General features: G+C 67.7%; 9 protein-coding genes. 3 read left to right on the forward strand and 6 right to left on the reverse strand.

All coding sequences use genetic code 11. From position 1 onward, the window contains the following. Window positions 1–28: 28 nt before the first annotated feature. The 4 genes from Poly30_RS27270 to Poly30_RS27285 form a co-directional block, all read right to left on the reverse strand. Window positions 29–871 carry a universal stress protein gene (locus tag Poly30_RS27270; protein ID WP_145205456.1) on the reverse strand — a complete coding sequence of 281 codons (843 nt, stop codon included), beginning with the start codon at window positions 869–871 and terminating at the stop codon, window positions 29–31. 1 nt (window position 872) lies between these two features. Then, window positions 873–2,357, reverse strand: a complete 1,485-nt coding sequence (locus Poly30_RS27275; RefSeq protein WP_145205459.1) for a SulP family inorganic anion transporter — start codon at window positions 2,355–2,357, stop codon at window positions 873–875. A gap of 174 nt (window positions 2,358–2,531) precedes the next feature. Beyond that, window positions 2,532–3,128 carry a DUF2238 domain-containing protein gene (locus Poly30_RS27280; protein ID WP_145205462.1) on the reverse strand — a complete coding sequence of 199 codons (597 nt, stop codon included), beginning with the start codon at window positions 3,126–3,128 and terminating at the stop codon, window positions 2,532–2,534. Between the two features lie 74 nt (window positions 3,129–3,202). Then, window positions 3,203–3,703 (reverse strand): macro domain-containing protein, encoded by a 501-nt coding sequence (locus tag Poly30_RS27285; RefSeq protein WP_145205465.1) that lies wholly within the window; start codon window positions 3,701–3,703, stop codon window positions 3,203–3,205. Between the two features lie 236 nt (window positions 3,704–3,939). On the opposite strand from Poly30_RS27285, the gene Poly30_RS27290 reads away from it, so the two are divergent. Further along, window positions 3,940–7,935, forward strand: coding sequence for a PQQ-dependent sugar dehydrogenase (locus Poly30_RS27290; RefSeq protein ID WP_145205468.1), 3,996 nt, complete (start codon window positions 3,940–3,942; stop codon window positions 7,933–7,935). Window positions 7,936–7,969: 34 nt separating this feature from the next. Here the strand turns inward: Poly30_RS27290 and Poly30_RS27295 are convergent, their stop codons facing one another. Together Poly30_RS27295 and Poly30_RS27300 are read right to left on the reverse strand one after the other, a co-directional pair. After that, the gene (locus Poly30_RS27295; protein WP_145205471.1) at window positions 7,970–8,473 is read right to left on the reverse strand and encodes a hypothetical protein; all 504 of its coding nucleotides are present in this window, start codon (window positions 8,471–8,473) and stop codon (window positions 7,970–7,972) included. A gap of 70 nt (window positions 8,474–8,543) precedes the next feature. Then, window positions 8,544–10,319, reverse strand: coding sequence for a serine hydrolase domain-containing protein (locus Poly30_RS27300; protein ID WP_145205474.1), 1,776 nt, complete (start codon window positions 10,317–10,319; stop codon window positions 8,544–8,546). Between the two features lie 80 nt (window positions 10,320–10,399). Between Poly30_RS27300 and Poly30_RS27305 the strand changes: the two genes are divergently transcribed. Both Poly30_RS27305 and Poly30_RS27310 read left to right on the forward strand, forming a co-directional pair. Further along, on the forward strand, window positions 10,400–12,049 hold the full coding sequence (locus tag Poly30_RS27305) for an NAD(P)H-hydrate dehydratase (protein ID WP_145205477.1): 1,650 nt from the start codon (window positions 10,400–10,402) through the stop codon (window positions 12,047–12,049). Between the two features lie 146 nt (window positions 12,050–12,195). Then, window positions 12,196–13,614, forward strand: coding sequence for a hypothetical protein (locus Poly30_RS27310; RefSeq protein ID WP_145205480.1), 1,419 nt, complete (start codon window positions 12,196–12,198; stop codon window positions 13,612–13,614). Window positions 13,615–13,660: the final 46 nt, after the last annotated feature.

A 13,660-nucleotide genomic window follows, 5' to 3' on the forward strand; every position in this document is an offset into this window, starting at 1 on the left:
GAGAAGGAGATGAGAAGCCACCCTATCGCTACCGAAACAGCAAGATCGGCACGTGACAGTTCTGCATCATCTGGGTCGTGGTGCTGCCGACGATCAAGCGCCGCAGCGGCGAATGGCCATACGCACCCATGACGAGCATGCCGACTCGGTGCTCTTCCAGATATTTCGGGAGCGCCTCCTCGGCCCCCCCGCCGATGTGCTCCACCGTGGCCCCCGCGAGCCGTCCCGTCGCCCAGTCCATGTGCTTCTGGCGACTCGACCCGCCTGCTCCGGCCATCACCACGCGAACCCCAAGTCCCCGGAAGAGCGGCGAGTCCGCCACGAATTCCAGGGCCTTGCGAGAACTCGCTCCTCCGTCGAAGGCGATCATCACCTGCTCCGGTGCGCGGAAGACCTGGGACGCCACTAGCACCGGCCGGATGCTCTCGCGCACGACGCGCTCGACCTTGCTTCCGAGGTGCTCCTTCGCGAACGCGGAGGACGCGCCGCGCTTGCCGATCACGACCATGTCGGCCTCCTCTTCGCGCTCGATGACCGTCTCGACGATGCCGCCGTGCCGATGCGTCGTCAGGATGTCGGTGAAGCCGCGCTCGCGCAACCGCTCCTCCGCCACCGCCAGCATCACGCGCCCGCGCTCGCGCGCCAGCTTGGCTTCCGCCTCGTCGATGGAGACGAGTTCCTCCAGCAAGGCGCTCTTCGCGCCCAGTCCCACGGCGCCGCTCAGGTCATGGCGCACCGCCACCGCGTCGTTCCGCTGGATCACGTGAAGGATCTCGATCGAGGCCTCCAGGCGTCCTGCGGCCCAGGCTGCGCTGTCCATCACGCTGGCCGCGTAGCTGGAGGCGTCGATACAGGCGAGTAGCTTTCTCATGTCAGTGTCCTGCGAGCTCCTCGCCCGGTTTCAGCTTGTCGTGGACGCCGAAGCGATCGATCATCGTGGCACTCGCCTGACTGACGCCCACGAGTTCCACGTCGGTGCCTTCGCGGCGAAACTTCACCACCACGCGATCGAGCGCCCCGACCGCCGAGATATCCCAGAAGTGCGCCTCGGAGACGTCGATCACCACGGAATCGATGACCTCCTTGAAGTCGAAGGCGGTGGTGAAGCGCTCGACCGAGGCGAAGAAGACCTGGCCGGTCACCTGGTAGCGGCGCCCCGAGCCATCGGCGAAGGGCGTCGAGGTGACCGCGAAGAGCGTGCGAACCTTGCTCGCGAACGAGAGTCCGCTCAGGAGCACGCCGACCAGCACGCCCTGGGCGAGGTCGTGGGTCCAGACGACGACCACGACGGTGGCGATCATCACGGCCGACGAGTGCTTCGGGTGCTTCGCCAGGTTCTTGACCGAGCTCCAGCTGAACGTTCCGATCGAGACCATCACCATCACGGCGACGAGCGCCGGCATGGGGATCTTCGCGACGAGCGGTCCGAGGACCACGATCAGGAAGATCAGGAACGTACCCGCCACCATGGTCGAAAGGCGCGTGAAGCCGCCGGACTTCACGTTGATGACCGACTGCCCGATCATCGCGCAACCGCCCATCCCGCCGAAGAAGCCGGTGACGAAGTTGGCGAAGCCCTGGCCCATGGCCTCGCGCTTCTTGTTGCTGGGCGTGTCCGTGAGGTCGTCGACGATCTGGGCCGTCAGGAGCGACTCCAGGAGCCCGACCGCCGCCATCTTGATCGAGAACGGGAGGATGATCTTCAGCGTCGCCAGCGTGAACGGCACGGTGGGGATCCCGAAGATCGGCAGGGACTCGGGCAGCTTCCCCATGTCCCCGACGCGGTTCACGTCGAGCTTGAAGTACAGCGCGAGGGCCGTGAGGACCACGATCGTCACCAGCGGCGACGGGATCGCGCGCGTGAGATACGGAAACAGGTAGATGATCGCGAGCCCGCCCGCGACGAGCACGTAGGTGATGTTCGTGACGCCCGTGAGCTCCGGGAGCTGGGCCATGAAGATCAGGATCGCGAGCGCGTTGACGAAGCCCGTGATCACCGATCGGGACACGAACTGCATCAGGAGATCCACCCTCAGCCAGCCCGCCGCGAGCTGGATCACCCCCATCAGCACCGTCGCGGCGAAGAGGTACTCCACGCCGTAGTTCACGACCAGCGGCTTGATCAGCACGGCGATGGCGGCCGTCGCGGCCGAGATCATGCCCGGGCGGCCCCCGACGATCGCCGTCAGGACGGCGATCGTGAAGGAGGCGTAGAGCCCGACGCGCGGATCGACGCCCGCGATGATCGAGAAGCCGATGGCCTCGGGGATCAGGGCCAGGGCGACGACGATGCCCGCGAGGATGTCGCCACGGACGTTGGAGAGCCAGTCGCGACGAAGCGACGCAGATGAGATCATCGGGCCGGAGCCTTCCTCGGCGGCGCGAGGATGAGGGGGACGGTGGGCCACGGGTGCGCCACTTTCGTGGCTCGCTTCCCTGCTGCGGCCACAGGACGGATGGGGCGACCGCTGGGGCCGCGCCGCGTTTTCGGGCGCAGGACTCTACAGAGTCCGCTCCTCGAGCGATAAGCCTTACCGCTGAACCCGAGGAGCCCGCCCCTTGGAGTCCGCAACCCGGATCAGCACGGCGGCCACCGTCGCTCCCACCGCGTTCGCCACCAGGTCCCACCCCGTGTTCTCGTACCCACCGACGTTCGTCTCCGGAATCGTGAGCACCGCGATGAACTCGACGATCTCGTTGGCGGCTCCGAGTCCCATGCCCGCGAGCGCGCACAGCGTCAGAAGACCCAAGGTGGGCCGTTCGATCCCGACGGATCTGGAGAGCGCCTGCCAGCAAAGCCAGGTGGACAGCCCGAACCCGTAGGCGTGGACGACCTGGTCGTACTTCAGCCTCCCCGGGATCAGCCAGAGGTTGTAGAGCACCCCCGTGGACTCGGAGACCGTCCAGAGCCCTCCGGCCATGTGGGCGAGCCCCCAGATCGAGAAGCCCCAGAGCGTGAGCAGCGTCAGCTGGACCTTCCTGTGCACCGTCCAGACGAGCGCAGCCAGCACGAAGAGGACGGCGATGTAGAAGACGAACTCGCCGCTGCCCGTCCGCAGCGCCGCGGGAATCGCGGCGGCGATGTAGAGAGCGGTGAAGACGAGGATCGGTAGCTCACGACGATGCATGAACCAGACCCTAGCAGCCCTCCGTCCAAGGGGAGCGAAGAGTCGCCCGATCCCCGTCTGTCACCGCGGGTTCCTCAGGACCTGGCTGCGTGGGGCTCCTCGGCCGCCAGGTCCTTTTCGTAGCGGGTGTAGACGTACACGGGGATGTCGAGCGACCCGAGGGTCTCCTGGATCACGGGCATCACCTCGTCCCAGTCGAGGCCGCCGACACCGGTGGCCAGGCGCGGGAGAGCCACGCTCTCGATCTTCTCCTTCTCGAGCTCCTTGGCGAGTGCCTGGAGGGAGTGGCGGACATGGCTCACGGTGGCGCGGCCCGGATGAGCGCCGTGCTCGTGGGTGCCTTCCTGGGTCATCAGGTTGAACACGCGAACGCCGCCCGCGCCGCCCCAGAACCAGATGGCCCCCGGCTTCGGGTGCTCCTGGTGGGCGTAGTGGCGGAAGTCCTTGGCCATGGACGGCCAGCGCTCGCGCAGCGCCAGTGCGAGTCCGTGATCGAAGTGATCGTTGGGAGCCACGCCGTGGGCGATGGCCTGTGCCTGGGTGTGAAGGATGTCGCCGGTGACTTCGTAGATCATGGAGCGTGCCGTGGTTCAGGGAGCTTTGCGTTCGGAACGGAGACGGATCTTGCCCGGCGAGCTCGGGCGGGTCTGTACGAGCAAGGGCCCATGCCGGCGCCCTTTTGGGCGCAGCTTCTGCTGTCGGAAACGTCAGCGAAAGCGGCCCGGAGTGGGACAGTCCGGGACCGAACCTCCCCCCGCGTCGATGGCGGCGATAGCGCCCCAAAGCGGCTTCGAATAGCCTCGCGGGCAGCATGAACCGATCCTTACTGCCCACGTCGCTCGTCGCTCCCAGCCTGCTTCCCGCCCTCTTCTTCGGGCTTCTCGCGAGCTTTCTCAGCGGCCTCGCGCCCGCAGCGCCCCAGTCCTACGGCATCGACGCCCCCGCCCCCATCGGCGGCTACCTCGGAGGCGTCTTTCCGACGGAGGCCCCCGGCTCCGGCGACTCCTTCACGCCCGTCCCCGCCTACCCGGCCCTGACCTTCCGGGACCCGCTCGTCTACACCCCCGAGCCGCACACCAACCGGATCGCGCTCGCCACGCGCCAGGGCGTCATCTGGACCTTCGAGAACGACCAGGCCACGACCACCAAGACCCCGTTCCTCGACCTCACCGACCGCTGCGCCGTGGTCTGGGACGGCGGCTTCCTCGGCCTCGCCTTCCACCCGAACTACGGGCTCGCGGGCCTCCCCTCGTCCGAGTACGTGTACGTCTTCTACTGCTACACGCCGGACGGCAACTACCCGACGAACTACGCGAACAACGGGTTCTTCAACTGCTTCCTCCGCATCTCCCGCTTCACCGTTCCGACCGGCACCAACCAGGCCGACCCGAACTCCGAGCTCGTGATGATGCAGCACCGGCTCTACAACGGCTCGCACCGCTCGGGCCACCTGGCGTTCGGCCCCGACGGATTCCTGTACGTCCCGATCGGTGACCAGTTCCGCTACGAGACCGCCCAGGACATCGTCAACAACCTCGAGGGCGGCATCCACCGCATCGACGTCGACATGGATCCGGCGCGCAGCCACGCCCCGCGCCGCACGCTTCCCCTCAGCTACAGCGACGAGTGGTCCGGCGTCGGGTACTGGATCCCGAACGACAACCCCTTCCTGGACCCGACGGGATCGCAGTTCGAGGAGTACTACAGCGTCGGCCACAGGAACCCCCACCGGATGACCTTCGACCAGGTCACGGGCGAACTCTGGGTCGGAGAGGTCGGCGGCGGCCTGCGCGAGGAGATCAACCTCATCGAGCGCGGCGGCAACGGTGGCTGGCCCTTCCGGGAAGGCTTCAGCGCGGGCCCGCGCAGCGAGCCCGCGTCCTACGTCGGCACGCTCACCGAGCCGGTCGTGGACTTCCTCCGCTCGGAGTCGAACGCCATCATCGGCGGCTACGTCTACCGCGGCGCGCGCCATCCAGGCCTCTACGGCAAGTACATCTGCGCGGGCTACTCCCAGCGCCGGATCTTCGCCATCGAGCGCAACCCCGTCACGGGTACCTACACGAAGTCCGTCATCGGATCGTTCACCCCGGGCGGAGCCATCACCTTCGGCCAGGACCACGACGGCGAGATCTACATCGGCCGACAGAACGGCAACACGCCGCTCTACATGCTGAACGCGACGAACCCGACGCCGGATCCGCCCCAGCTCCTTTCGCAGCTCGGCGCCTTCACCGATCTCGCCGCGCTCACGCCGCGCGCGGGGCTGATCCCCTACGACCTGAACGCACCGTTCTGGTCCGACGCCGCGCTGAAGTCACGCTGGATCGCGGTCCCGAACGACGGCTCGCACAACACGGCGGCCGAGCAGATCGACTTCGACGCGCGCGGCGGCAACTGGGACTTCCCGGCGGGCACGGTCGCGGTCAAGCACTTCGAACTCGGCACCGACGAGACCGACCCGACCGTCAAGAAGCGGCTGGAGACGCGCTTCGTCGTGCACACCGAGGACGGCTTCTACGCCGTCACCTACAGGTGGAACGAGGAGGGCACCGACGCGGTGCTCCAGACGAGCCGAAGCCAGGAGACGATCACGATCGAAACCGAGGACGGCTCGCGCGACCAGGTGTGGACCTACCCGGGCCGACAGGACTGCCTTCTGTGCCACGCGCCGGTCACGGGCGGCGGGCTCGGACTCCGCACGCACCAGCTGAACCGCGACATGACCTACCCCGGCAGCGGCGTGGTCGACAACCAGCTGCGAACGCTCGCGCACCTCGGGATCTTCGGCGCGGCGCTCCAGGAAGCGGACATCCCGGGCCTCCCGAAGGCCGCGGGCCTCACCGACGAGAGCGCGTCGCTCGAGCTACGGGCGCGCTCCTACCTGGACACCAACTGCTCGCACTGCCACCGCGCCGACGCGAGCACGCGCGCGGTCTTCGACGCGCGCCTGGAGACGCCGCTCTACGCGACGGACCTGCTCTTCGGCTCGGTCGCCGACGAGCTCGACGTCGCGGGCGCACGCGTGATCCAGCCGCGCGAGACGCACCGCTCGATCTCGCTTCTCCGCGCTTCGGCGCTCGGCGGCATCGCCATGCCGCCGATCGCCAAGAGCCTCGTGGACGAGCCGGGCGTCGAGGTCCTCGCCGACTGGATCCGCAACCTCAGCCCGAGCGAGCACGTGCGCCTCGGCAACGACGTCGCCGCGGCAGCCGCCGTCGACGGCTGGGAGTCCAACATGCTCGTGAACGAGTCGGACCTCTTTACGAACGATACGGGCGCGAGCGCGTCGGTCCGCGTCGAGGCCTTCCGCTTCTTCGCTCAGAACACGTCGGCACCGGTCACTCCGTTCGTCGTCGAGGTCCTCGGCAACGATGACTTCGTCGTACGAGCGATCGGCGCGACGCGTCTGCCCGCCGACTACCGCGCCGGCATGAACGCGCTGCCCTTCGGCACCCAGAGCGATCCGGACGGTGTCCCGACGATCGACGTCGCCCCCGGCGTCGTGCTGGCCACGGGCTTCCTGGACGCGACGGCCACGGGCGGCTCCAGCGGCGGCGGTAGCGGCCCCGGCTCCGTCATCCCCTTCTGCCTCTGCAACGAGGCCGACACCATCTGGTACACGGGCGGACCGACGGGATCGGATTCGGGTCGCGTCAGCCTCGGCGCGCCCCCGATGCCCGGCACGAACCTGATCACGAACTTCGCGCGCGAGTATGCCTATACCGTGGACCTCGTCGTCGATCTGCCGAACACGGCTCCCGCGTTCGGCCCCCTCGACGACGTCACCGTCGCCGAGGGCGAGTACGTCCGCTTCGCGGTCGAGGCCAGCGACGGCGAGAACGACATCCTCGTGTACTCGTCCGAGACCCTGCCGGAGGGCCTAGAGATGGACCCGGAACTCGGCGAGATCCGGGGCTGGCTCGGCGCCACCGCCGAAGGCACCTACCCGATCGACGTGCGCGCCAGCGACGGCCGCGCGGACAGCAACGGTTCGTTCACGCTGAACGTCAACCCGCAGCCTTTCCAGACGATCTACATGAGCTTCATGAACGGCCAGCTCCTCCCCGGCGACGTCCAGGTCTGGGACGAGGACATCGCGGCCTTCGACCTCGCCACGGGAACGTGGAGCCAGTACTTCGACGGCTCCGACGTCGGCGTACGCGAGGACGTCCGCGGGTTCCACATCCTCCCGAGCGGCGACCTGCTCTTCAGCTTCAACCAGCCCCTCGTGATCCCCGGCCTCGTCGGCGGGCCGAACGGTGAGAACGTGGATCCCCACGACATCGTGAAGTTCGTGCCGACGACCCTCGGCTCGAACACCACCGGCACGTGGGAGTTCCACTTCGACGGCTCCGACGTCTTCTTCCTCCTGAACGCGAGCGCCAAGATCGACGCGATCACCCAGATGCCCGACGGACGCCTCGCGTTCTCGACGCGCGGCACGTGCCAGATCCTCGATCGCTTCTTCCGCGACGAGGACCTCATCGCGTTCAGCGGCACGCTGGGCGCAGCGACCGCGGGCACGGGCTCCAAGGTCTTCGACGGCTCCGCCGTCGGCCTCGGGCAGGTGAACGAGGACCTCGACGCGGCGGCCATCGATCCATCGGGGCGTCTCCTCTTCAGCGTTTACACCGAGTCGAGCGTGCCGGCGGGCGGGTCCGCCGCGCTGCCCCTCGGGGTCGGCGACATCGGCGCCTTCACCGGCTCTCTGACCTGGAACACGTCGGGCACGTTCAGCGGGGCGCTGAGCGCGGCCTTGGCCGGGCTGGACGGGAACAACGTATCCGCCCTGCACGTGCAGTGAAAAGTGGGTGCGGGAACGCCGTGTTCCCGCGCCTTCAGCTCCGATGGGAAGCGGGCAACGCGCGCTCGATCACGCCGGAGAGCAGACCCATCTGTTCCTTGGCGAGCGCTTGCCCTGCGCGACTGGCCAGCGGGATGAACACCGCGACGAAGGCGCACGCGGGGATCACCCAGAGACCCCACGGCGACTCGCCGACGAGGTGCTGGCTGTACCCGAAGATCCCCCCGGCGAGAGCCAGCACGCCGAGCACCAGGTAGGTGAACATCAGCGCCGTCCACATGTTCGGCGCGGGCGTGAAGCGCCCGAAGAGCCGCGCCGTCCCCGGCCGCTCCTCGTTCTCGTTCACATCGAGGTGCAGCCACGGCGACCAGAGGTGCTGCTCGCTCTTCGGCAACCAGATCATCAGGTGATGCCCGGCGCGCCGGTGAGGCAGCCCCCCGTCCTCCGAATTCAGCGCCGCGACGATTCGCTCGAGGAGCGTGGCGACATCGATTTCGGGAACATCCCGTTCGAACGTGGGGCGAAGAGGGTCGTGCACGGATGAAGGCTAGCCGGGCCGCGTCATTCTGTCGAGAGGCGGGGGTCCCGGCAGAGCTGGCCCACGAAGACTATTTCTCGGCCCTTGCCCTTTCGAAGGTCTCTTCCTCGAGGGAGATCGTCGTCGCCTTGCGAGGCCTGTCATCGAGCCGCATGCGCGCCGCTTCCTGGCCCTTCCGCCAGTCGTAGCTGACGAGTTCGGTGTCGCTGACGGGCATCCACCAGGTCGGCGGCGACCTGACGGGGCCCTCACTGGTGTAGCCCTTGGATGTGGCGGTGACGTACTCCGCCTGATCCAGCACGAGCATCGCCACCCGGCCTTCCTTCAGGGTGGAGTAGCCGAAGAGCGAGCCGGTCGCGTGCTTCAACTCGAACCGCACGCTCACGAAGCCGTTGTCCTGCTCGTGAACCGCGAAGGGAAGGAACTCCAGCAGCTCCCCATGCTTCGCGACGTGGGCTGGCCAAACGGTCTTGATGAGCCGCTCGGGCCAATCGGGCCACTCCGTCGTCACGCTCGAACGAACGCCCTCGAGATTCCCGGCCTGGAGGAACGAGATGAACTCCTTCATCCGTGCTACGTGGGGATCGGCATCGAGTCCCCCTTCTTCCGTCCGGGTCACCAGGAGACCGGCGGAACCCGGCTCCACCTCCAGGACGGAACCCTGTGCGCTCGTCCAGGTTCCCCTCAGCGCCTCGAGGTCCTTCGCTTTCCAGACCGCGCGTTCCGGGGGGGCCGCATGGGGCAGCTCCTGCCCCAGTGCGAGCGCCTCGAGGTTCCAGGTCACCTTGTAGGTCTCGGTCGGGCCGAAGTTCGACAGAACGATCACGTCGACCTTCTTGTCGACAAGCGAAGTGAGGTACACGTGGAACCCCCGCACATCGCCGCCGTGCACACGCCTCAGGCCGGTCTCCATGGAATACGCGATCCCCCAGCCCAATCCGTGGTTCGCGCTCGCACGGGTCTGCATGAGCTTGGCCGTCCCCTGCTTCACGATCCGACCGCTATCGAAGGCATCGACGAATCGCAGAAGGTCCTCCGCGTGGGTCACGATGCCTCCCATGCCGCGGTAGTGCCAGCCGGTGCCACCGTAGGGAGGCTCGGTCGCGAGCCGCGATTCTTTACCTGCCTCGTAGCCGCGCGCCACCTCCTTCTCTGGGACGTCCTCGCCGATGAAGCCGCTGGACTTCATCTTCGCGGGGCGAAAGACCCGCTTTCGGACGCTCTCCTCGAACGAGTTCCCGTCGACGGTCTCGACGATGCCGGCGAGCAGCGCGTAGCCGCCGTTCCAGTAGTCCTCGCGGGTTCCTGGAGCATGGACCGGGGGCTCGCGCAGGTAGTCGGCGACGGCGATCGCCAGGTCGTCTCCCCGGCCGCCTCCTGCGGATCGAGGCATGCCGGACTCGTGGGACAGAAGGTGCGAGACGGTGATCGCCTTCGCGTGATCGGGAACGCCAGGAAGGTAGTCGGCGATCGACGCATCGAGGTCCACCTTCCCCTCGTCGACGAGGCCCATGATGGCCGTGGCCGTGAGCGGCTTGGTCAACGACGCGATCTCGAAGCGCGTGTCCTTCTCCAGCGCGCGACCGGTCTCGCGGTCGGCAAGGCCGTGGGCCTCGTGGTAAAGAACCTTCCCCTGGTGCCGCACGAGAACGACTCCGGACCAGCCGAGCGCTTCGCAGCCCGCCATGTACTCCGCGATCGCGCGCTTCGGATCCTCTGCGATCGCCGTGGCGCCTGACCCGCGGGCCGAGGCAGCACTGCGAGCGGAGATCGAGGCGATGGCGAGACAGACACCGACGGTGGCGAGCCGTCGTCGCAGGTGGGTGGTGGCGTGAGCAGTGGTCATGGTTCGATTAGAAGACCATTCCCGAAGACCCGGGCCGATCCGTGTGTTTTTTTGGCCCCACCTTGGAAAGATGAAGGCCCATGCAGAGCCACCCCGATCGAATCATCCTGAGCGCCGACGCCATGCGGCGTGCCGACCGCCGCACCATCGACGAGTTCGGCCTCGCCTCCTTCACCCTGATGGAGACGGCTGCGCGGGGCGTGGCCGACGAGATCGAGCGGCGCATGGCGGACCTCGCCGAGCGTGCGGTCCTCGTGCTCGCGGGTCCGGGGAACAACGGGGGCGATGGGCTCGCGGTGGCACGGCTCCTGTTCCAGCGCGGCGCGGACGTCTTCGTGCTCTATCACTCAGGGGCGGAGGGCGCGTCCGCCGAGACCCAGCTCAACCTGGAGCTTCTGCGCCGGATTCCCGAGAGCGAGGAGCGGATGCTCACGCTCCACCGATGGGACGCCGCCGCTGACCTGCAGACGCAGATCGACACTGCGCGCGGGGCCATGGCTCCATGGGGCCCCTTCGACCTCGCGGTCGACGCGCTTCTCGGGATCGGTGTGACCGGCGCGCTGCGCGAGCCGATCGCCTCGATGGCCGAGTTCGCGCTCTCGGCGCGCTCCATCGCGGCGATCGACGTTCCCACCGGCCTCGATACCGACACGGGCGAGCGCCAGGGAGCCGGCGGCATGCACGCCGACTTCACCGTGACCATGGCGGCCACCAAGCCGTGTCACTGGTTCGGCGCGGGCCCCAAGAGCTGCGGAGACGTCACCGTCGTCGACATCGGCCTTCCGGCTCATCTCATGGAGGCCGCGATGCAGGAGCCGGGCTCGGCGCGCGTCGCCGGCGCTGCCACCGTCGCGAGGTTCCTCAGGAGCGCTTCGCGCGGTGAGCACAAATTCGCCGTCGGTCAAGCCGCGGTCGTCGCGGGGTCGAATCGCTACAGCGGCGCCCTGATCCTTGCCTCGAAGGCGGCCGCCCGCGTTGGAGCCGGCTACGTCGTCTGCGCGAGCACCGAGCGCGCGGCCGCCGCGCTCGACGCTCAGCTCCCCGAGGTCGTCGCGCTCTCGTTCCGCGCCACGGAGAGCGGAACGCTGCCCGCGGCCGCCGCCGCACCGATCCTCGCCGAGTTCGGATCCTGCCGCGCCTGCCTCGTCGGACCGGGCCTCGGCTACGCCAAGGACGACGGCGCACGCGACGAGATCCGCGGCCTCGTGGGCCAGCTCGTCCGGGAGATGCAGGCGCCCCTCGTCATCGACGCGGATGGACTCAACGCCCTCGATCGCCCGGAAGCCCTGCGAGCCGTGCTCGAGCGACAGGGCGCGACCGTCCTCACGCCCCACCCGGGCGAGTTCGGCCGGCTGGTCGAAGCGTCAGGCCAGAGGGTACCGACGGACCCCGCCCACGACCGCCCGACCTGGCTGGCTTCCACGTGGGCCCGCCGTTTCGGCGTCGTCCTCGTCCTCAAGGGCTCGCCGACGGTCATCGCGGGCCCCGACGGCACCACGTTCGTCGCCCCCGATACGAGCCGCGCCCTTGCGACGGCAGGCAGCGGGGACGTGCTGGCAGGCATGATCACGGGACTCATCGCCCAGGGTCTCGACCCGCTCGAGGCCGCGGTCGCCGCCGTCCACCTGGGACTGGACGCTGCGACCGACTACGCCGCAGAGCACTCGGCCGCGTCCTGCCAGGCCACGGACCTCATCGAGCGAATCGCAACGGCGCTGCATCGGTATTGAGCCCTCGGATCCCGCTGCGCAGACGTCGCAGGTGACGGCGGAGTCTTCGCGCTCTCGATCGAAGTCGCAAAGCGGCTGCCAGGATGTGCTCCATGCTGTGAGGTGTTGCCCGATCGCTTAGTCTGGACAGGACCATGCCAAGTCCCATGCTGTACCTGTTCGCCTCTTCCCTTTCGATCTTCCTCGCCGCCGGAGCCCTGGGTGGCGCCGCTCCGGCCTCTCCTCCACAGGACAAGCTGGAGATACCCGAGTTCGAACTCGAACTCGACTTCAGCGACCTCTCGAAGCTGGAGGGAGGGCTGCAGCGTTCCGGTCAAACCCGTGGACAGTGGACCGCGGAGTACGACGGGACCCCCATCTCTTTCAGCCTCGCAGCGCTCCTCGTGTCCGACGGCTTCGACCTCGAGGGCCCGGGTGAGATTGCGCAGATCGTGGGCAACTCCCGCGGCAATGCGCGTCGCGCGAAGGGGGGATCCTACGACTTTCAGCGATCGAAGCCGCTGATCGGCGACTTCGGTCGTGTGCCCTACGGCTGGCTCGCGGCCCACGACACCAACACCGGCACGGATATCGATGGCTACGACATCCTCGTGGGCGGAGTGACGAGCGCCGGCGCGTACTTCCTGGACATGCACATCAAGAAGCGCTTCACCGACAAGGAGTGGGCAGCCTTCGAAAAGTGGGCCGGCAAGGCGATTCACTACACGGGCGAGGTGATCGATCCAGAGTGGCCCGAGGAGGAGGCCGAGGCGCGCTGGAAGAAGTCGATGCCCGAGAGCGTCGAGGGCAACGGCAACAATCAGATCCTTCGGACGGACCACTACATCATCTTCACCAACGTCGGAAAGAGCACGGCTCGTGCGTTCGGCAAGCAGGTGGACGAGAACTACGAGAAGGTGCGCACGGTCTATCCGTTCGAGGACCTGCCGGGGCAGAAGCTCCTGCCGATCTTCTACTTCCTGAACAAGTCCCAGTACATCGACTGGTGCGTCATCAACCTGGAATGGACCAAGGCACAGGCGGAACTTTCGGCCGGAGTGGCGTCAGGGGACGCGTACGCGACGTACCAGCAGTCGACCATCGCCCCCGTCCACATCCACGAGCAGACGCATCAGATCTTCCGCAACCGCCTGCACCTGTCGGGGGGTGGCTCCTGGTTCCAGGAAGGGGTGGCCGAGTACATCAGCGTGCAGCAGTCCGAGCTGAACGAGGTCAAGCAGTTCGCCAAGCAAGGAACGACGCAGCCGCTCGCGGAGCTGATGACGGTCCCCAGCCTCCTGATGTCCGCTGGCGACGCGACCCGCAAGAAGGGCGGCAGCGTGGCGGGTGGCGCTTACACCCAGGCCGCTTCCCTCATCGAGTTCGTGAAGCACTCGAAGTTCGGGAAGGACAAGTTCCTCGAATGGATCGACGCCATGGGCCGCGTGGGACGCGGCGACCTCCCCGCGATCAAGCGCGGCATCACGCGCATCTACGGCGTGACGCTGGAGGAGTTCGAGGCGGAGTACCTCGACTACTGGCAGAACCGGAAGAAGGTCCGGGACTGGCACGGCCCGTCGAAGTAGTCAGCTCCGACTCACGGGGCATCCATCCGGCTTGCGGCAAGGAGCC

It is taken from the genome of Saltatorellus ferox (genome assembly GCA_007751475.1).
Lineage (GTDB): Bacteria > Planctomycetota > UBA1135 > UBA1135.

Excerpts from the sequence above, each read along its gene's own strand:
- Poly30_RS27300 (WP_145205474.1), bottom strand. The coding sequence starts at position 10,319 with ATGACCACTGCTCACGCCACCACCCACCTGCGACGACGGCTCGCCACC.
- Poly30_RS27285 (WP_145205465.1), bottom strand. The coding sequence starts at position 3,703 with ATGATCTACGAAGTCACCGGCGACATCCTTCACACCCAGGCACAGGCC.
- Poly30_RS27310 (WP_145205480.1), top strand. The coding sequence starts at position 12,196 with ATGCTGTACCTGTTCGCCTCTTCCCTTTCGATCTTCCTCGCCGCCGGA.
- Poly30_RS27270 (WP_145205456.1), bottom strand. The coding sequence starts at position 871 with ATGAGAAAGCTACTCGCCTGTATCGACGCCTCCAGCTACGCGGCCAGC.
- Poly30_RS27290 (WP_145205468.1), top strand. The coding sequence starts at position 3,940 with ATGAACCGATCCTTACTGCCCACGTCGCTCGTCGCTCCCAGCCTGCTT.
- Poly30_RS27280 (WP_145205462.1), bottom strand. The coding sequence starts at position 3,128 with ATGCATCGTCGTGAGCTACCGATCCTCGTCTTCACCGCTCTCTACATC.
- Poly30_RS27275 (WP_145205459.1), bottom strand. The coding sequence starts at position 2,357 with ATGATCTCATCTGCGTCGCTTCGTCGCGACTGGCTCTCCAACGTCCGT.
- Poly30_RS27305 (WP_145205477.1), top strand. The coding sequence starts at position 10,400 with ATGCAGAGCCACCCCGATCGAATCATCCTGAGCGCCGACGCCATGCGG.